General features: G+C 64.9%; 17 protein-coding genes. 7 read left to right on the forward strand and 10 right to left on the reverse strand.

The features are described from left to right. Positions 1 to 103: 103 nt before the first annotated feature. A complete protein-coding gene (locus MJ8_RS01355; RefSeq protein WP_201412740.1) occupies positions 104 to 1,219 on the reverse strand; it encodes a LacI family DNA-binding transcriptional regulator in 1,116 nt (371 codons plus the stop codon). Between the two features lie 630 nt (positions 1,220 to 1,849). On the opposite strand from MJ8_RS01355, the gene MJ8_RS01360 reads away from it, so the two are divergent. The 7 genes from MJ8_RS01360 to MJ8_RS01390 all read left to right on the forward strand — a co-directional run bounded on the left by MJ8_RS01360 (position 1,850) and on the right by MJ8_RS01390 (position 9,064). Continuing rightward, entirely contained in the window at positions 1,850 to 2,812 is a 963-nt protein-coding gene (locus MJ8_RS01360; RefSeq protein WP_201412741.1) for a sugar-binding protein, read from the forward strand. A gap of 120 nt (positions 2,813 to 2,932) precedes the next feature. Further along, a complete protein-coding gene (locus MJ8_RS01365; RefSeq protein ID WP_201412742.1) occupies positions 2,933 to 4,498 on the forward strand; it encodes a sugar ABC transporter ATP-binding protein in 1,566 nt (521 codons plus the stop codon). Beyond that, positions 4,495 to 5,490 (forward strand): ABC transporter permease, encoded by a 996-nt coding sequence (locus MJ8_RS01370; RefSeq protein WP_201412743.1) that lies wholly within the window; start codon positions 4,495 to 4,497, stop codon positions 5,488 to 5,490. Before MJ8_RS01365 ends, MJ8_RS01370 begins: the two co-directional genes overlap by 4 nt. Positions 5,491 to 5,778: 288 nt before the next feature. Then, complete coding sequence (locus MJ8_RS01375; protein ID WP_201412744.1) at positions 5,779 to 6,621, forward strand: transporter substrate-binding domain-containing protein; 843 nt, start codon at positions 5,779 to 5,781, stop codon at positions 6,619 to 6,621. Between the two features lie 142 nt (positions 6,622 to 6,763). Continuing rightward, positions 6,764 to 7,510 carry an ABC transporter permease gene (locus tag MJ8_RS01380; RefSeq protein WP_225248101.1) on the forward strand — a complete coding sequence of 249 codons (747 nt, stop codon included), beginning with the start codon at positions 6,764 to 6,766 and terminating at the stop codon, positions 7,508 to 7,510. A 7-nt stretch (positions 7,511 to 7,517) separates the two neighbouring features. Beyond that, positions 7,518 to 8,249, forward strand: a complete 732-nt coding sequence (locus MJ8_RS01385) for an ABC transporter permease (protein WP_318528199.1) — start codon at positions 7,518 to 7,520, stop codon at positions 8,247 to 8,249. Beyond that, entirely contained in the window at positions 8,249 to 9,064 is an 816-nt protein-coding gene (locus MJ8_RS01390; RefSeq protein ID WP_201412745.1) for an ABC transporter ATP-binding protein, read from the forward strand. The genes MJ8_RS01385 and MJ8_RS01390 overlap by 1 nt, the downstream gene beginning before the upstream one ends. 196 nt (positions 9,065 to 9,260) lie before the next feature. Here the strand turns inward: MJ8_RS01390 and phnN are convergent, their stop codons facing one another. From phnN to MJ8_RS01435, 9 genes are all read right to left on the reverse strand, one after another. Beyond that, positions 9,261 to 9,887, reverse strand: coding sequence for a phosphonate metabolism protein/1,5-bisphosphokinase (PRPP-forming) PhnN (phnN, locus tag MJ8_RS01395; protein ID WP_201412746.1), 627 nt, complete (start codon positions 9,885 to 9,887; stop codon positions 9,261 to 9,263). Then, the gene (locus MJ8_RS01400) at positions 9,884 to 11,023 is read right to left on the reverse strand and encodes an alpha-D-ribose 1-methylphosphonate 5-triphosphate diphosphatase (protein ID WP_201412747.1); all 1,140 of its coding nucleotides are present in this window, start codon (positions 11,021 to 11,023) and stop codon (positions 9,884 to 9,886) included. The genes phnN and MJ8_RS01400 overlap by 4 nt, the downstream gene beginning before the upstream one ends. A gap of 128 nt (positions 11,024 to 11,151) precedes the next feature. After that, positions 11,152 to 11,859 (reverse strand): DUF1045 domain-containing protein, encoded by a 708-nt coding sequence (locus tag MJ8_RS01405; protein WP_201412748.1) that lies wholly within the window; start codon positions 11,857 to 11,859, stop codon positions 11,152 to 11,154. Between the two features lie 390 nt (positions 11,860 to 12,249). Next, a complete protein-coding gene (iolB, locus tag MJ8_RS01410; protein WP_201412749.1) occupies positions 12,250 to 13,062 on the reverse strand; it encodes a 5-deoxy-glucuronate isomerase in 813 nt (270 codons plus the stop codon). A 15-nt stretch (positions 13,063 to 13,077) separates the two neighbouring features. Beyond that, the gene (locus tag MJ8_RS01415) at positions 13,078 to 13,290 is read right to left on the reverse strand and encodes a DUF3329 domain-containing protein (RefSeq protein ID WP_201412750.1); all 213 of its coding nucleotides are present in this window, start codon (positions 13,288 to 13,290) and stop codon (positions 13,078 to 13,080) included. A gap of 64 nt (positions 13,291 to 13,354) precedes the next feature. Continuing rightward, a complete protein-coding gene (iolE, locus tag MJ8_RS01420; RefSeq protein WP_201412751.1) occupies positions 13,355 to 14,269 on the reverse strand; it encodes a myo-inosose-2 dehydratase in 915 nt (304 codons plus the stop codon). A gap of 39 nt (positions 14,270 to 14,308) precedes the next feature. Continuing rightward, positions 14,309 to 16,153: a 3D-(3,5/4)-trihydroxycyclohexane-1,2-dione acylhydrolase (decyclizing) gene (gene iolD, locus MJ8_RS01425; protein WP_201412752.1), complete on the reverse strand. Its 1,845-nt coding sequence runs from the start codon at positions 16,151 to 16,153 to the stop codon at positions 14,309 to 14,311. A gap of 52 nt (positions 16,154 to 16,205) precedes the next feature. After that, positions 16,206 to 18,140 (reverse strand): bifunctional 5-dehydro-2-deoxygluconokinase/5-dehydro-2-deoxyphosphogluconate aldolase, encoded by a 1,935-nt coding sequence (locus tag MJ8_RS01430; protein ID WP_201412753.1) that lies wholly within the window; start codon positions 18,138 to 18,140, stop codon positions 16,206 to 16,208. Between the two features lie 154 nt (positions 18,141 to 18,294). Then, complete coding sequence (locus tag MJ8_RS01435) at positions 18,295 to 19,140, reverse strand: MurR/RpiR family transcriptional regulator (protein WP_201415263.1); 846 nt, start codon at positions 19,138 to 19,140, stop codon at positions 18,295 to 18,297. Positions 19,141 to 19,176 lie beyond the last annotated feature (36 nt).

A 19,176-nucleotide genomic window follows, 5' to 3' on the forward strand; every position in this document is an offset into this window, starting at 1 on the left:
TTCGCCCGCAGGAAGCTCCCTGTTCAGCGCCGCCGCCTGCCCATAAAGATCAAAGGCAAACTCTCCCTTTGCGCCGGCGTCATAAGCCGGTCTCGGCGCCGGGTCACCGGAATTGTGCGGTTACGCTCCCCACGCTCTCCCGCTCCACGAGCGGGCACTCCAGCTTGGTGATGGGATAGCGGCCGCGGCCGGGCGTCGGCGGCGTCTCGAGCTGCTCGATCGCCCATTGGCCCATCGCCAGATGCGGCAGGATCGAGGTCGTCAGCGGCGGGAAGAGATGACGGGCGATCTCCTCGTCGTCGTAACCGACCACGGAAATGTCCTGCGGGATATGCAGGCCGGCCTCCTTCAGCGCCTCGTAGCAGCCGATCGCGGTGCGGTCGTTCTGGCAGAAGATGGCGGTGGGACGCTCCTTCAGGGCGAGCAGCTTCACCGTCGCGGCATAGCCGGCGCTGGCCGACCAGTCGCCCTCGACCACCAGCTCCGGATCGAAGGGAATGTCGGCGGTGGCCAGGGCGCGCCGATAGCCCTTGAGCCGATCCTGCGCGGCCTGCATCCACGGCTCGCCGGTGATCGTGGCGATACGGCGATGGCCATGCGCGATCAGATGCCTGGTCGCGCTCTGGCCGCCGGCGATCTCGGAGGGGACCACGGCCGGGAAGGCATAGTCGGCGGTGTAGCAGTTGAGCAGGATGACCGGGATGTCCAGGCTGTAGAGGAAATCCGGCGCCGTGATCTCGCGGGTGAAAATGGTCATATAGATCAGCGCCGAGATGCCCCGCCGCGTCAGCGCCTGGATGGCGCGCGGCTCCATCAGCGCGTCGCCCATGGTTTGCGCTACCAGAAGCACATTGCCGGCGTTCCACGAGGCCTGCCGCGCGCCCTCGATGGCGACCACCGCCTCGGGGCTGGTGGCGAGCTGGTCGACCGCGAAGCCGATGACGCCGTCCAAGCCTTCGAACGGCGTCACCGGCGGCCGGAGCGCCGAGAAGACCGGCGGCGAATAGCCCAGCGCCCGCGCCGCCTCGATGACCCGGTCGCGCGTCTGCTGCGACAGCCTGATGCCCGGCGAATTGTTGAGCACGAACGACACCGTCGCCTGCGAGCAGCCGGCCGCGCGCGCGATGTCGGTCATGGTCACGCGCCCCTTGGGCTTGGCGGCCGGCTTGCGGCGCCTGGAAGCCCCGGGAGGATCGCTGAGTTCCGTCGGTTCGCTCATGGTCGTTTCCCAAACCCAGCCGGCTCTAAAGCAAAGGCCGACGGCAACGGCAAGATGGTCGAGGCCGGTGCGTTTATCGAGATCGCGGCTGACTAATACATATTACCAGACGCGGCATGCAAATTGCCGGCTGCGCCGCTTCGCAACGAAACCCGACTGACAAGGTCAGCAATGCTGACGATTCCCGTATTTTCCGCGTGGCCCCAGGCAACCGCCGCGCTCGCCCTCCTCACTCCCGGCGCGTCTTCCGACCAGCGTCTCCTCCATTGCGAAAGCGCGCGTCTTGGTCCCATAACTAATACTCTTTACTAATAGTCGTTAGCGTTCTACTGTCAACTCGCCGTCGCCGCCCGGGCTTCCGTCCGGTGATGGCGGTTGAGAGGGATGCTCGCTCGGGACCCGGCGGTCCCGCCGGTTTGGGCGCGCTTCCATCCTCACGAAAATGTCAGACAAATCGGACTATTTACGAACGTCACATGAGTGTCTAGTGTCTCGACCGCGGCCGGATCGGCACCGTTCTTAAGTCGGCGGACCTTTGCGCCGTACCCTTGAGGAGGAGGATTGTCCGGGCCGCGGCCGAGACATCGGCGACGAGTTCTACAAGGCAAGTTCTACAAGGGAGGTTGAACTATGAAATCCATGATCCGCAATGCATCTGTCGCCGCGGCGGCCCTGCTCATCGGGCTCGCGGCCACGGCGGTTACCCGCGCCGACGACAAGCCGACGCTGGCCTTCGTCGTCAACGGCGCGTCAGACTTCTGGAAGGCGGCGGAAGCCGGTGTGAAGAAGGCGCAGGCCGAATTGCCCGACTACAATCTCGAGCTGAAGTATCCGGAGCAGTCCTCGGTCGCCATCCAGCAGCGTCTGATGGACGATCTGGTGACGGCGGGCGTCAAGGGCATCATGGTCTCGGCCGTCGATCCCAAGACCTCGACCGACGGGCTGAACAAGATCGCCTCGGAAACCGCGCTGTTCACCACCGACTCCGATGCGCCGCAAACCAAGCGCGTCGCCTATATCGGCTCGTCCAACGTCGATGCCGGCAAGCAGGCGGCCGAGATCGCCAAGAAGGCGATGCCCAACGGCGGCAAGTGCCTGGGCTTCGTCGGCCTGCTCGGCGCCGACAACGCCAAGGAGCGCATCCAGGGCATGAAGGACGGGCTCGCCGGCAGCAAGATCGAGCTGGTTGACGTCCGCGGCGACGATATCGACCAGGCGCGCGCCAAGAAGAATGTCGAGGACGCGCTGGTCGCCAGCCCCGACATCAACTGCATGGTCGGCTTCTACTCCTACAACACGCCGCGCATCTATGAAGCGCTGCGCGACGCCGGCAAGCTCGGCCAGATCACCGTCGTCGGCTTCGACGACGATCCGATCACGCTGGGCGGCGTCAAGGAAGGCACCGTCGCCGCCACCGTGGTGCAGCAGCCGTTCGAATGGGCCTATCAGGGCATGAAGCTGATGGCCGCCTATCTCAAGGGCGACAAGTCGGGCATCCCGGCCAACAACCTGATCATCATCCCGACCAAGATCATCGGCAAGGATGACGTCGACGCCTACGCCGCCAACCTCAAGGCGATGGCGGGCAAGTAAGCCCGGCACAGTTGCGCCGGCTCAAGGGCTTGCCTTGAGCCGGCGTTCGTATTGACGGACCCGCCAAGGCCCGTCAGTCTGTGGCCACCGGCTGTTGCCCGTGCGGTAAACTTAGGCGCGATGACCTCTACCGATACCACTCCCCCGGACACCGCTCCGTTCCTGAGCCTGGAGGCCGTGCGCAAGACCTATCCGGGCGTTGTCGCCCTGGACCGGTTCTCCATGGAGGTCCGGCCTGGAGAGGTCATCGGCCTTGTCGGTGAAAACGGCGCCGGCAAATCGACACTGATGAAGATCCTCGGCGGCGTGACGCGGCCGGACAGCGGCACCATCACCGTGGATGGCGCGGCGCATGATGGGCTGACCGTCGAGCAGAGCATCGGCTCCGGCATAGCCTTCGTGCATCAGGAATTGAACCTCTTCGAAAACCTCGACGTCGCCGCCAACATCTTCTTCGGCCGCGAGCCGCTGCGCGCCGGTCTGCTGAAGCTGGTCGACCGTGCCAAGCTGCGCGAGATGGTGGCGCCGCTGCTAAAGCGCGTCGGCGCCAATTTCTCGGCCGATGCGCCTGTGGCATCGCTGTCGCTCGCCCAGCAGCAGATGGTCGAGATCGCCAAGGCGCTGTCGATCAAGGCCCGCCTTGTCATCCTCGATGAGCCGACCTCCAGCCTGCCGATCGCCGAAACCGAAAAGCTGCTCGACGTCATCAAGGGGCTGAAGGCGCAAGGCATCAGCGTCATCTTCATCTCGCACCGGCTGCATGAGATCGAGCGCGTCGCCGACCGTGTCGTGGTGCTGCGCGACGGCACGCTGGCCGGCACGCTGGCGAAGGACCGGATCAACCACGACGAGATGGTCAAGCTGATGATCGGCCGCATGCTGAAGGAGCGCGAGAAGGCGGGCGAAGCCACGCGCGCGCCGGGCAGCGTGGCTCTGTCGGCCGACGCTATCCGCACCAGCACCTACCCGGACAGGCCAGTCAGCCTCGAACTGAGGCGCGCGGAGATTCTCGGCCTCGCCGGCCTTGTCGGCTCCGGCCGCACCGAGTTGGCGCGCGTGCTGTTCGGCATCGACGAGCGTTTGGCCGGCAGCGTCACGCTCGACGGCAAGCCGTTCAACGTCGGCTCGGCCGCCGACGCGGTGGCGAACGGCATCTTCCTGGTGCCGGAGGACCGCAAGCTCACCGGCATATTGCTCGATCTCTCGATCGCGCAGAACATTACGCTGCCCAACCTGCCGGCGCATGCCAGGCGTTCGCTGGTCTCGACCGGCGCCGAGCTCGCGACCGCCGAAAAGCAGAAGAAGAACCTCGGCATCAAGGCGCCGTCGGTCTTGACCCGCACCGGCACGCTGTCGGGCGGCAACCAGCAGAAAGTGGTGCTGGCCAAATGGCTGGCGATGAATCCGAAGGTGATGATCCTGGACGAGCCGACGCGCGGCATCGACATCGGCGCCAAGGCCGAGATCTACGGACTGATGCGGGCGCTGGCCGATGCCGGCGTCGCCGTGCTGATGATCTCCAGCGACATGGAGGAGGTGATCGGCGTGTCGGACCGCATCGCGGTCATGCATGAGGGGCAGATCTCCGGCATCCTCGACAAAGACGATTTCAGCCAGGAGAACGTGCTCTTGCTGGCGGTCGGCAAGAAGCCGAGGTCGCTGCAAGCGGCGGGAGGAGTTGAATGAGCAAGAAAGATCTCGGCCTGCTGATCCTGATCCTGGTGGTCGGCGCGGTGGTGACGGCCATCAATCCGCGGTTCCTGTCGGCGATCAACCTTGCCAACACCTCCAACCTCGTCGCCCTGTTCGGCATCCTGTCGATCGGCCAGGCCTTCGTCATCATCACCGGCGGCATCGAATTGTCGGTCGGTTCGCTGATCGCCCTGCTCGGCACGCTGTTCATCGACTTCATCGCGGTGCGCGAGCTGGACTGGCCGCTGGCCTTCGTGGTGATCATCGCGCTCGGCGCCGTCATCGGCTTCGTGCATGGCTGGCTGATCACGCGGCTGAAATTGCAGCCCTTCGTGGTGACGCTGTGCGGCCTCCTGATCTATCGCGGCGTGGCGCGTTTCTATACCGCCGACGGCACAGCGGGCTTCGCCTTCGGGCAGAATTTCCCGACGCTCGAATTCCTGACCGCGGGCCGCTCCTACGGCTTGCCGAACTCCTTCATCGCGCTGATCGTCATCGCCATCGTCATGTGGGTGGTGCTGCACCGCTCGGTGTTCGGCCGCTATCTCTACGCCATCGGCAAGAACGAGGAGGCGGCGAAATACTCCGGCATCCGCACCGGCCGGATCATTATCGCGGCCTATGTCATCTGCGGCGTGCTGACGGCGCTGTCGGCGATCTATTTCGCCATGTACACGCGCTCGATCTCGCCGGCGAGCCATGGCCAGTTCTACGAGCTCTATGCCATTGCGGCAGCGGTGCTCGGCGGCTTCTCGCTGCGTGGCGGCGAGGGCTCGCTGGTCGGCGTCGTCCTCGGCACCGTGCTGCTGCAGGAGCTGCAGAACCTCGTCAACCTGCTCGGCATCCCCTCATCGCTCAACTTCGCGGTGATGGGTGGCGTGATCCTGATCGGCGTGCTGGTCGACCAGCAATGGGGTGTCTTCCGCGCCCGGCGCCGCATGATCGAAGCGACGCGCCAGAACGTTGCGGGCGCGCCGGCGGAATAGCCTCGCTCTAATGCATGTCGCCCAGAAGTGTGCAGCGGTTCTGGGGCAACGACATGCATCAAAACAAAAGACCTAAAGCGCGTCGCCTGAATCCGTTTCGGCGCGGCGCGCTTTAGGCTCACGGTCCCTGTTGGATCGATGCTCGCGGTGAAGCCGGCGGGCAGGCCGGGATTCGCGGGCGGATTGCAACAACGCGTGAAGCGGAAAACTGCCCTTGTCGCAGAATGGGGGCTGGGCTAAGCAATTGGTATCAGAGGGTTCCAAGAACAAAATACGGGAGACACTGTTGTGACATCATCACGTTGGATCGCGCTCGCGGCGCTGGCGTTGACTTGCTCGACTCCGGCGCTGGCCAAGGACTGGAAAACCGTCACCGTCGCCATGGAGGGCTCCTACGCGCCCTGGAACCAGACGGATGCCAGCGGCAAGATCGTCGGCTTCGAGGTCGACATCCTCAACGACGTCTGCGCCCGCGCCAAGCTCGAATGCAAGATCGTCGCGCAGGATTGGGACGGCGTCATTCCCGGCCTCACCGCAGGCAAGTTCGACATCGTCATGGACGGCATGTCGATCACCGAGGAACGCATGAAGACGATCGACTTCTCGATCCCCTATGCCTCTTCGCCGGTGGCTTTCCTGGCCGACAAGAACGGCCCGCTGGCCAATATGTCCAACAGCGGCAAGATGATCGACCTGTCGAAGGACGACGCTGAATCCAAGGCAGCGCTCGACACGCTACGCAAGGAGCTCACCGGCAAGAATGTCGGCCTGCAGGTATCGACCACCGAGGCGACCTTCGCCGACAAATATCTCAAGGACGTCGCCAACGTCCATGAATACAAGACCACCGACGAGCACGACCTCGACCTGATGGCGGGCCGCATCGATGTGGCCTTCGCCGACACCACCTATTTCCTCGGCACGCTGGCCAAGCCCGATGCCAAGGACCTTGAATTCGTCGGCCCGCAATTCAAGGGTGGTCCGATCCTCGGACCGGGCATCGGGGCGGCCTTCCGCAAGACCGACAAGGACCTGCAGGACATCTACAACAAGGCGCTCAAGGCCGCGCTCGACGACGGCTCGGTGTCGAAATACTCCATGCAATGGTTCAAGATCGACATTACCAAGTAATGTCGCAACGGGAGCAGCCAAGGCTGCTCCCGTTTTGCATTGAGTGCATGTCGTCCGAAAGTGCGTAGCGGTTTTGGGACAACGACATGCATCAAAGGCAGGCAACCGTCGATACCTATCTCGGCGCCCGCAGGAGCCGTAAGTGGAGTTTCTCAACGATCTCAAGGACCAGGTGGCGACGGCCTATGAGCTGTTGGCCGCCGGCTGGGGCGTGCAGCTGCTCTGGGGCATCGCCTGGACGCTCGCCGTCACCGTCGTCTCGATGCTGATTGGCGCCGTGCTTGGGTCGCTGGTGGCGGCTGCCAAGCTTTCGCATCGCGGCGGATTGCGATTTATCGGCGAGAGCTACACCACCATCTTCCGCGGCGAGCCGGAACTTTTGATCATCTATCTCTTCTACTATGGCGGCACACAGGTTCTGACTGGCGTGGCGCGGTCCACTGGATCGATCGGCTCGACCGACATCTTGAACATGCCGAGCTTCCTCGGCGGCGTGCTTGCGGTCGGCATCATTTCCGGCGCCTATCAGGCCGAGGTTTTTCGCGGGTCGTTCCTGGCAATCCACCGCGGCGAGTTGGAAGCGGCCCGCGCCTACGGCATGTCGGCCTGGCTGCGCTTTCGCCTGGTGATCATGCCGCAGGTGCTGCGCCTCGCGGTGCCGGGGCTGGGCAATGTCTGGCAATTGACCATCAAGGATTCGGCGCTGATATCGGTCACCGGCGTCGCCGAGCTGATGCTCACCGCGAACAAGGCGGCGCGTTCCACGCACCATTCGCTGCTTTTCTACACGGTCGCAGGCATCCTTTACCTGGTGATGACCTCGGTCTCGACGCCGATCTTCGAAAAGGCCGAGCGTTACACCTCGCGCAGTTTCACGCGGCCGAAGTGAGGTGGCGGTGGATTTCGACTTCTATCTTTCCACAATGTGGAGCGTGCTCAAGGCGCTGCCGCTGACGCTCGAGATCTGGTTCTTCGGCATCGCCTTCGGGCTCGTCATCGCCACCGGCCTGACCTGGCTGCGGGCTTCCGGCTACAAATTGGGTGAATATTTCACCCGCGCCTATGTCTTCGTCTTCCGCGGCTCGCCGCTCCTGGTGCAGCTCTATCTGATCTATTTCGGGCTCTCCCAGTTCGATTTCGTCCGCCACAGCCCGATCCTGTGGCCGATCTTGCGCGATCCGATGTATTGCACGATCGTCGCCATGGCCTTGAACACGGCCGCCTATGAAAGCGAGATTTTCCGCGGCGCGCTGCGGGCGGTGCCTGTCGGGCAGATAGAGGCGGCCAAGGCGTTCGGCATGTCGGCCTTCACCCGCTTCCGCCTCGTCACGCTGCCGATCGCGCTGCGGCTCGCTCTGCCGGCCTATTCGACCGAGATCATCCTGATGACCAAGGCCACTGCACTCGCTTCCGTGGTCACCATCATGGAGATGATGGGAACGGCGCAGAAGATCCAGCACGACACGTTCCGGCCGATCGAGGTGCTGACCTGCGCCGGCGTGATCTACCTGCTGCTCAACCTGTCGATTGCCCGGCTGTTCGCCTGGGTCGAATACCGGCTTTCGCCGCAGTTGCGGCCGCCGCCCGAGCAGAGCCAACTCGTCAAACCCGTACCGGAGGTGTTGTGATGTCGGCAAATGTCGCTGCTGCCGCGCAAGCGGCACCGTCCTCCGGCGAGACGCCCGCGATCAGCGTCAAGAACCTGCGCAAGTGCTTCGGCGATCACGAGGTGCTCAAGGGCATTTCGCTGGAAGCCCATAAGGGCGACGTGATTTCCATCCTTGGCTCCTCGGGCTCCGGCAAGAGCACGATGCTGCGCTGCATCAATCTCCTGGAGACCCCGGATTCCGGCGAGGTGCGGGTCGACGGCGAGCTCATCAAGATGAAGCAAAGCCGCGATGGTCATCAGGCGCCGGCCGATATCCGCCAGGTGGAGCGGATCCGCGCCAACCTCGCCATGGTGTTCCAGAGCTTCAATCTCTGGTCGCACATGACGGTGCTGGAAAACCTCGTTGCCGCGCCGACGCATGTTTTGAAGCGGCCGCGCGCCGAGTGCCTGGAGCAGGCCGAGGCCTTGCTGAAGCGCGTCGGCATATGGGAGCGGCGCAACTACTATCCGCCGCATATGTCGGGCGGCCAGCAGCAGCGTGCCGCGATCGCCCGGGCGCTTGCGATGAACCCCAAGGTGATGCTGTTCGACGAGCCGACATCGGCGCTCGATCCTGAACTGGTCGGCGAGGTCCTGCGCGTCATGCGCTCGCTCGCCGAGGAAGGGCGCACCATGCTGGTCGTCACCCACGAGATGGGCTTCGCCCGGGACGTGTCGAGCAAGGTGATGTTCCTGCACAAGGGCGAGGTGGATTCGGCCGGCGAGCCGAAGGAGATGTTCGCCAGGCCGCCGACGCCGCAGTTCAAGCAGTTCATCGCCAACTTCAATAAGTGAAGCGCCTCCCTTCTCCCCCTGTGGGAGAAGGTGGCCGCGAAGCGGCCGGATGAGGGTGCTGGAAGAAACGAGGCGCTGAAGAATAGGATGCGTACAGCGCTCATTTCGGCATCGCAGCGATCCTCCAACACCCCTCATCCGTCTCGGCGCTGCGCGCCGATCCACCTTCTCCCCACAAGGGGAGAAGGGGAAGATATTAGATCATGTCCGACAGATCGGAGAACGCCATCGCCTTGCGCAGCACCTCGGCGAAGCGTTCGCCGGCGATTTGCCTGTCGCCGCTGTTGTCGATCGAGGTCACGTCAGGTCCTGTCAGCTTGACATTGGCGCTGCGCGCCAGGCGGGCAAGCACCTCGCCGCGCGATTCGCGGCCGCGCGCGGCCAGCCGTTCGGCCAGGATCTCCGGCGTGGCGGTGATCTCGACCACGGCCAGGTTGGCGTAGCGTTCGCGCAGCGCCGGGATCACCGCGCGCGACACGTTGGCGACCGCCACATGGCCATTGGCCACGGCCCAGTCGACATCGGCCGGCAGGCCGTAGCGCAGGCCGTGCGCGTCCCAACACAGCGAGAAGGCGCCGTCCGCTTCCGCTTCGGCAAAGGCGGCGTCCGCCAGCGTGTCGTGATCCTCGCTTGCCGAATCGCTCGGCCTGGTGATCACGCGGCGCACGAATTCCAGCCGCGTCTCGCCGGCAAAGCGCTGCTTGGCATAGCCGATCACCGTATCTTTGCCGGCGCCGCTCGGGCCGACCACCGCGACGAAGACGCCGTTGCGGATCGGCAGGCTCTCGGCCAGCTCGCGCTCGATGAGGGCCGAGACCATCATGCGACCCGGCGGCCCTGACGCCACACGGTGCGCACGACCGGCACATGGTCGTCGACGCGCACGCGCACCAGGTCGGCGCGGCGGCCGGGCTCGATGACGCCGCGGTCGGCAAGGCCGACCGCCTCGGCCGGGTTCTTCGACACCATGGCGACCGCCTGCGGCAGCGTGATCCCCTCGACGACGTCGCCGAGGAAGAAGGCCGACTGTATCAGGCTGAAGGGGATGTAGTCGGACGACAGGATGTCGAGCAGGCCGTCGGCGGCAAGCGTGCGCGCCGAGACGTTGCCGGAATGCGAGGCGCCGCGCATCACGTTCGGCGCGCCCATCAGCACGCCGAGACCCGCTGCCTTGGAGGCCTTGGCGGCCTCTTCCGTCGTCGGGAACTCGGCGACGCGCACGCCCTGCTCGACCGCTTCGTCGACATGGCCGGCGGTCGCGTCGTCGTGGCTGGCCAGCACGATGCCGCGCTCATGGCAGGCGGCCGAGATGAAGACCCGGTTCGGTCCGGAATTGCGGGCCGATTCCGCCATCCGCTTCTCGCAGAATTTCTGGAAGTCGCGGTCCGTCAGCTTCAGCTTGCGCTGATAGTAATAGGCATAGGTCTCGAGGTTTACGAACTGGCGCTGTCCGGGCGCATGGTCCATCAGCGAGGCGAGCTTCACCCTGTCGTCAGTCTCGAAATTGGCGAAAGCCTCGAGGCAGTCCGGCGCCGAAACCTCGCAACGCAGGTGGATGAAATGGTCGGCTCTCAGCCGATCCTGGCGCACGCTGTCCTCGATCGCGTCGGCCAGCTTGCGGACGTCGTCGGACTTCAGGTCGGCGTCCTCGTCCATGCCGACGCGCAAGGCGTCGAGCACGGTGGTGATGCCGGCGGTCGCGACCTGGGCGTCATGCGCAAGCACCGCGGCGATCGGGTTCCAGCGCACCTTCGGACGCGGCGCGTAGTGGCCTTCGAGGTGGTCGGTGTGCAGCTCGACAAGGCCCGGGATGATGTAATCGCCGCCCATGTCCTCGCCGGCCCGGGCGGCCCCCGGCTCGATGGCGGCGATCAGGCCGTCGCGCAGCAGAAGCGAACCCTCGACAATCTCGTCGGGCAGCACGATGCGGGCATTGGTGAGAACGGTTTCGGCGGTCATCTCAGGTGGTCCTATCTCGAACGGTCGGCAATCAAATCAGAGCAATTCCAGGAAAAGTGCTTTGCGGTTTCCGTCCGGAATTGCGTAAAAACTAAAGATAGGGCGGTTCAGCGTTCCGCTGATCCGCCCTAGGCTGTCTTGCGGGCCGGGCCACGGCCAAGCGCATGGTGGGAAAGCACCATGAACGGGGCGCCGGGCTCGCTTTCGACGAACAATGTCAGCGCATCGACCGGCACCGGCTGCCGCAGCACGTCGGCGAACAGCCCGTCGATCGCCGCGCGAAGACGTGGGCTTTCCTCCGGTCCGACGCGCCCTGACAGCGTCATGTGGAAGCGGAACGTGTCGAAGACGTAAGGATAGCCCCATTGGCAGAGGTTGCGGAACTCGTCCGGCTTCAGCGCATCGGGGTTGCGGCGCTCGATCTCCGCCTCCGTGAGCGGCGCGCGGAAATTATCGAAGGCGCGCACCACCTCGCCGGCGAATTCGTTGAGCGGCGCGAATTGCGTTTCCGGCACCAGCGCGAAGAAGCCGTCGATCTGCCCGACGACCAGACGCGGGATGACGACCGGCGGCGTCGCCTCGGCAAAGACGTCAAGCGCCGCGCGCAGCGAGGCTTCCGTCTCGTTCGGCGCGAGCCGGAACGGCGCCTTCAGCGTGGCATGGAACCCGTAGCGCCTGGCGGAGGCGGTGTGGAAGGCGACTTCCGCGGCGGATAGATCGCCGACAGCCTCGACCGGCCGCGTCGCCGCGCCGAACGGGTCGCGGCCCAGCCAGTTGGCGGCAATGCGCGCCAGCTTCTCGTCCTGTCCCGGGGTGTAGTAGATGGCGTAGCGCATCGGCGTTCCTCGTCAAGCGCGCCGCGCCCAAAGGATCATGCGACGCGCTTCAAGTCATTGTCTTGGCAAGTCGTGGGCCCAAAAACGCCGGAGCGCTTGCGGCGACATGCATCAGACCCGCTGCCATAGGTGATTTCCATGACGGATTGACGAAGCTTTCATGGGTTTTCGAAGGCAAGCAACCCCCGGTGGTCCTTAGCCGACGATTTTCCCCGGGCTGGACCAACGGCTTTGCCGAGCTGCCAGGGTGTGTTGAGATTCAGGTCAGGCCGAGTCGAAAATGGTGGCTTCCGAGAACCGGAGCGGAGCGTACTTGGAGTACGTGAGCACCGGAAGCGCAGGAAACCGCCATTTGCAGGCCGGCATCACCTGAATATCAACAGATCCTGATCAGGTCTTCATCAGCCACTCATGCTCGGCCGCGTTGTGGAACTTCCACGTCCGCTTCGGTCCGGCCATGACGTTGAGGTAATAGAGGTCGTAGCCGTGGCAGGCCGCGCAAGGATGATAGCCCTTCGGCACCAGCACGACATCGCCGTCCTCGATCGCCATTGCTTCGTCCAATTCGCGCACGCCGTTGCGGTCGGCATCCGTGTAGACGCGCTGGAAGGCAAAGCCCTGCGGCGGGTTGAGGCGGTGGTAATAGGTCTCCTCGAGATAGGATTCGGCCGGCAGATTGTCCTGGTCGTGCTTGTGCGGCGGATAGCTCGACGTATGGCCGCCGGGCGTGATGACCTCGACCACCAGCAGCGAATCCGCCGGCTTGCCCTCGGGCAGGATGTTGGTGACGTAGCGCGTGTTGGTGCCCTTGCCGCGCACCTCCTGGCCGAGATCGTCAGGTCCGATGACGCGCACCGGCAGGCCGCCGCCGAGGCCAGGCGCCGAGCAGACCGCGAGCTCCAGCTCGGTGTCCGCCGTCACCGACCAGTCGGTGCCTTGCGGCACATAGACCGACCAGGGCTTGCCCTCGAAGGGCGACATGCGCTCGCCGAGCAGGCCGAGATCCTTGCCGCCGGCCGACGCCTTGCCCTTGCCGGTGACGAAGACCAGGCAGACCTCGCGCTCGCCGGTCTTGCCGGACGCCGTCTCGCCCGGCCGCAAACGGTGGAGATCGAAACCAACGTAAGTCCAGCCGGCGCTTTGCGGCGTGACGTGAGCGACATGGCCGTGTCCCTTGTCGGCCTTGACGATGAGTTTCGACATACGGAGCTCCTTGGATTATTCCTTCGGCTCGGCCGGAGGCTTTGCCTCCTCCACCGGCTTGTAGAGATAGAAAAACTGCCACACCGCATAGCCGGCGAAGCCCAGCGCGATGACGCCCCAGAACGGTGTGCCGGAGGCGAACTCGATCAGCGACCAGATCAGGCAGACGGCGACGACGGCGATGCGCCGCCACAGTGGCCGGAAGAAGGGATGCTCATAGTCTTTCATCGCGCCAATCCAGGATTTGCCCAAGGCGCAACGGATAAACCGCGCGCCCGGGCGAATCCACCGTTTACGCCGGGAACCCTTGCGTCTCCACCGTGTAGCCGGCGGCCGTCATCACCCGCATCAGCTCCTTGTGGCCGACCTGCGCCATTTTGAGGGGCGGGTTCTTCTTCGGATCCTGCTCGGCTTCGACCACGAACCAGCCCTCATAGCCGTGATCGGCGAAACGCTGGACGATGGCGCCGAAATCGAGCGAGCCGTCGCCCGGCACGGTGAAGGCGCCGAGCGCCACCGCGTCGAGGAAGGATTGTTTCGAGCGGTCGAGCCTCTCGATCACGCCCATGCGCACGTCCTTCACATGGACGTGGTTGATACGCTTGTGATGGTTGTCGATGGCGCGCGGCACGTCGCCGCCGGCAAAGGCGAGATGGCCGGCGTCGAGCAGCAGCGGAATGCCTTCGCCGGAGTTGCGCATGAAGGCGTCGAGCTCCGGTTCGGTCTCGACCACGGCGGCCATGTGGTGGTGGTAGGAAAGCGGCATGCCCTGCTCCGCGCACCATTCGCCGAACTCGGTGACGCGGCGGCCATAGGCCTTCATCTCGTCGTCGGAAAGCTTCGGCTTGGTGGCCAGAGGCTTCGAGCGGTCGCCCTGGATCGAGCGGCCCACCTCGCCGTAGACGATGCAGGGCGCGTCGACCGCCTTGAACAGATCGATCATCGGCTGGATGCGGTCCTTGTTCCTGGCCAGATCCTCATCGACCAGCGTGCCGGAGAACCAGCCGCCGCAAAGCGTCACATCGGCCTCTTTCAGGATCGGCAGCATCACCTTCGGGTCGTTGGGGAAGCGGCGGCCCATCTCCATGCCGGTGAAGCCGGCCGAGCGCGATTGCCGCAAGCACTCCTCCAGCGACACGTCATCGCTCAGTTCCACGAGATCGTCGTTCCACCATGCGATGGGGGACATGCCCAGTTTGGCTTTCAAGTCGTCACTCCAGCTTCAATCGTTGCAGGCGGACGCAGTTCAGCCCTGACGGCTGCCCACGGCTTCCTCATATTTCTTGCGCGCGGCGTTCACCTGGGGCCGCGCCGAGACTTCCGGCACGGCGACATCCCACCAATGGCCGCCGGCCTCGGTCGAAACCAGCGGATCGGTGTCGATGACCAGCACAGTCGTCCTGTCATTCTTCTTCGCCTTGGCCAGCGCCGTTTCCAGCTCAGCGATCGACGCCACCTTCTCGGCCACGGCGCCCATGCTTGCCGCATGCGCCGCGAAGTCGACGTCCGGCAGCACCTCGTGGCGCGCGTCCTTGAGCAGGTTGTTGAAGTTGGCGCCGCCGGTCGCCATCTGCAGCCGGTTGATGCAGCCAAAGCCGCGATTGTCGAGGAGCACGATGGTGAGCTTGAGGCCAAGCATCACCGAGGTGGCGATCTCGGAATTGAGCATCAGATAGGAGCCGTCGCCGACCATGACGACGACCTCCTGATCGGGCTTCGCCATCTTCACGCCGAGGCCGCCGGCGATCTCGTAGCCCATGGTCGAGAAGCCGTATTCGGCATGGTAGGAGCCCGGCGCGCCGGCCTGCCACAGCTTGTGCAATTCGCCGGGCAGTCCGCCCGCGGCATGCAGCAGCGTGACGCCCGAACCCATGGCGCGCTGCACGGCGCCGATCACCTGCGCATCGGAAGGATAGGCGGCGTTGGTCGAGGCCGTCACCTTGGCGGCGGCGGCCTGCCACTCCGTCTTGCCCTTCAGCGCATTGTCGGTCCAGGCGCTAGGGGCCTTCCAGCCCTTGAGCGCGGCGGCCAGCTCGGAAAGTCCTTCGGCCGCGTCGGCCACCAGCGGCAGCGCCCAGTGCTTGCCCGCATCGAAGACCTGCGTGTTCAGCCCTATGATGGTGCGGCCGGCATTCTTGAACAGCGCCCAGGAACCAGTCGTGAAATCCTGCAGCCTGGTGCCGACGGCGAGCACGACATCGGCTTCCTCGGCCAGCCGGTTGGCGGCCAACGTGCCGGTGACGCCGACGGCGGCCATGTTGAGCGGATGATCGTCGGGCAGCGAGGATTTGCCGCCCTGCGTTTCGCAGACCGGAATGCCGGCGCCCTGCACCAGCTTGGCCAGTTCGTCCGAGGCCTGCGAATAGAGGACACCGCCGCCGGCGATCACCAGCGGCTTCTTGGCGCCCTTCAGCGCCGCGACGGCGGCCGCCAGCTCATTGCGGTCCGGGCGCAGCCGGCGCGGCGTCCAGACGCGCTCGGCAAACAGGCTTTCCGGATAATCATAAGCCTCGGCCTGCACGTCCTGGCAGAGCGAAAGCGTGACCGGGCCGCATTCGGCCGGATCGGTCAGCACCTGCATGGCGCGGTTCAGCGCCGGGATGATCTGCTCCGGCCGCGTGATGCGGTCGAAATAGCGCGATACGGGGCGGAAGCAGTCGTTGACGCTCGCCGTGCCGTCGGAGAAATCCTCGGCCTGCTGCAGCACGGGATCGGGCAGGCGGTTGGCGAACACATCGCCGGGCAAAAACAGGACGGGCAACCGGTTCACATGCGCGAGCGCCGCCGCCGTCACCATGTTCAGCGCGCCGGGGCCGATCGAAGAGGTCGCCGCCATGAAGCGGCGGCGGAAGTTCGCCTTGCCGTAGGCAATCGCGGCATGCGCCATCGCCTGCTCGTTATGCGCGCGGAAGGTCGGCAGCTCGTCGCGCACCTGGTAGAGCGCCTCGCCGATGCCGGCAACATTGCCGTGGCCGAAGATCGCCCAGACGCCGCCGAAGATCGGCACCGTCCTGCCGTCGATCACGGTCCTCTGCCGGCTAAGGAAGCGGGTCACAGCCTGCGCCATCGTCAGGCGAACGGTCTTCGTCATTGGTCGTTTCCTCCGGCTTTCATCAAGCCGTTTTGTTATGCTGCCCGTGCTCTTATGCTGCCTTACGGCCGCGCGCGGCAAGCCACGCTTCGGTCAACTGTTCGAAGCGGGCGGCCATATCGGCGACAGCCTCGTCATCCGACATCTTGCCGGCCAGCCATTGTTCGGCGGCGTTGATGAAGATGGTGCGACCGACGGCGAAACCCTTGACGATCGGCGCATTGGCGGTGGCGGCGAAGGCTGCGACCAGCTCGTCCTGCGGCGCCTCCAGCCCAAGCAGCACGACGCCCCGGCACCAGGGGTCGTTCTTGACGATCACCTGTTCGATCTTCGCCCAGGCGCCTGCCGAAGCCTGCGGCTCGAGCTTCCACCAGTCCGGCTTGATGCCCAGCGCATAGAGCTCCTCCAGCGCGCGCGGAATGGTGGTGTCGTCGAGCTTGCCATGCTTGCCGGCGATGATCTCGACCAGCAATTCACGGCCGACTTTCCGCGCCGCCTCGAACAAAGCGCGCACCTTCTGCTGCTGCTCGACTTTGAGCGCCTCCGGATCGTCCGGATGGTAGAAGCACAGGCATTTGATGCAGTGATCGACCGGCCATTCGGTGAGCTGCGAGCCGATGTCCTGCGAGAATTCGAAGCGCAGCGGCCGTGATCCCGGAAGCTCGACCGGTCGGCCGAGCCAGGCGAAGGGATGACGGGCGAATTCGAACATCGCGTCGCGGCCGTATTTTTCGTCGATAAGCATGCCGTAGCCATCGCGGCCGGCGGCAACCTTTGCGGCCGCCTTGACGGTCAGCACCTTAAAATCCGGAATGCGCGAGGCGTCGGCGCCGACTCTCGCGGCGACATCTTCCAGCTGCACGCGGTGGTCGCAGGCCAGAGCCATCAGCGAAGGGATATCGCGCCGGCGCGTCGTCGCCCAATGGATGTGGTTGATCGCCTCGTCCTTGCGCAGCGCCAGATGCTTGCTGCCGTGCTTCAGGAAGAACTGCAGCTCCTCGAAGGTCGGATATTCCGGCGCGCAGAGCAGGCGCGACACCGCGAAGGCGCCGCAGGCATTGGCCCAGGTCGCGGCGGTGGCGAAGCTTTCGCCACCGAGCCAGCCGCGCAGGAAGCCCGACATGAAGGCGTCGCCGGCGCCGAGCACATTGTAGATCTCGATCGGGAAACCCTTGCCGACGATGCCGTCCTCGAGGTCGTCGCTGATCGGCCCGTCATAGACGATGCAGCCCTTGGCGCCGCGCTTCAGCACGATGGTGGCGGCGGACAGCGCGCGGATCGTCTTCAGCGCGCTCAGGCAATCGTCGGCTCCGGACGCGATCATGATCTCCTCTTCGGTGCCGACGATGAGATCGCAATCCGGCAGCACCGTCTTCAACTGCGCCGAGACGCGGTCGGACTTGACGTAGCGCTCGAAACCCTCGGCGTGGCCGGCGAGGCCCCAGAGGTTCGGGCGGTAGTCGATATCGAACACAACCTTGCCACCCTGGGCCTTCATCAGGCGGATCGCCTTGCGCTGCGCGGCATCGGAGTTGGGCCGCGAGAAATGCGTGCCGGTGACGACGACGGAACGCGCCGAGGCGATGAAAGCCTCGTCGATATCCTCTTCGGCCAGCGCCATGTCGGCGCAGTCGGAGCGGTAGAAGATCATCGGCGACACGCCTTCGCTCTCGACCGAGAGCAGCACCAGCGCGGTCAGCCGCTCCTTGTCGGTCTTCAAGCCGTCGACCGAGACGCCCTCGCGCCGAAGCTGCTCGCGGATGAAGCGGCCCATCTGCTCGTCGCCGACGCGGGTGAGCAGGGCCGAGCGCAGGCCGAGCCTTGCCGTGCCGACGGAAATATTGGCCGGGCAGCCGCCGACGGACTTGGCGAAGGAGGTGATGTCCTCCAGCCGCGAGCCGATTTGCTGGCCATAGAGATCGACCGAAGCGCGGCCGATGGTGATGACGTCGAGCGCCGGGTATTTCCCTTCCACGGCTTCGCCCATTCGAACCTCCCATCGGCCTTGTTGTGCAGAGCAGCGTCGTTTTGGACAGCACGCGCCAGCGGCAGCGTGGTATCGCCAATATGAAATATTAATTCCAATCTGTAGTCAATATGGAATGAGCGTTCCCAAGCCGAAAAGCGCTCCTCGGCGAGGCTCAGCCCCTGCGTCGGCGTCCGGCTTCGCGGCGCTTTTCGCCGACGGCGACGGTCAGCGCCATGGCCAGCGCCATGGTCGCCGAGATCGAACGGAAGCCGCCGAAATCGGCCTCGGCGACCTCGAACCAGACCTTGGCGAATTGCGCCAGCGGCGAGAAGGACGAGTCGGTGATCGCGACGATCGGCACGCCTTGCTCGGCGATCGCGCGCGTCTCCTCGATGGTCGCCGGCGCGTAAGGCGAGAAGCTGATGGCGATGACGGCGTCGCGCGGCGTGGCGAAGCCGATCATCTCGGCATTCAAGCCCGCGGCCGATTCAATCAGCTGGTTGCGGATCTTGAGCTTGCCCAGCGCATAAGCGATGTAGGAGGCGACCGGATAGGAGCGGCGCTTGGCCAGCACATAGATGGTCTCGGCCTTCGCCAGCAAATTGACCGCCTCTTCGAAATGGGCATCGTTCAACGTGCGCGAGATGTCGCCCAGAGAAGTGCTGGCGGCGGCGACGAAGCCGTCGAAGATCGCCCGGTGCCCGCCGCCTTCCTCGGCCTTGGCGCGCAATGCCGCCAGCCGCTCGTCATAGGAGGAGTTGCGCTCGCGCAGCCGCTCGCGGAAAACCTGCTGCAGGCTGGTGAAGCCGTCGAAGCCGAGCTGCTGGGCAAAACGGATCAGCGTCGAGGGCTGCACGCCGGCCGAGGCGGCGATGCTCGCGGCCGTGCCGAAAGCGATATCGTCGGGATTGTCGAGCGCATAGGCGGCGATCTGCGCGATGCGCTTTGGCAGGCTTGCGCGCCTGTCCAGGATCGTCGCGCGCAGCGTTTCGAAATCGCGAGGCACCCGTTCGTCCATCGTCGCTCCGTCCGCGCCCATATGGTTTGTCCCTCT

Origin of the sequence: Mesorhizobium sp. J8, assembly GCF_016591715.1 — a bacterium.
Classification (GTDB): domain Bacteria; phylum Pseudomonadota; class Alphaproteobacteria; order Rhizobiales; family Rhizobiaceae; genus Mesorhizobium.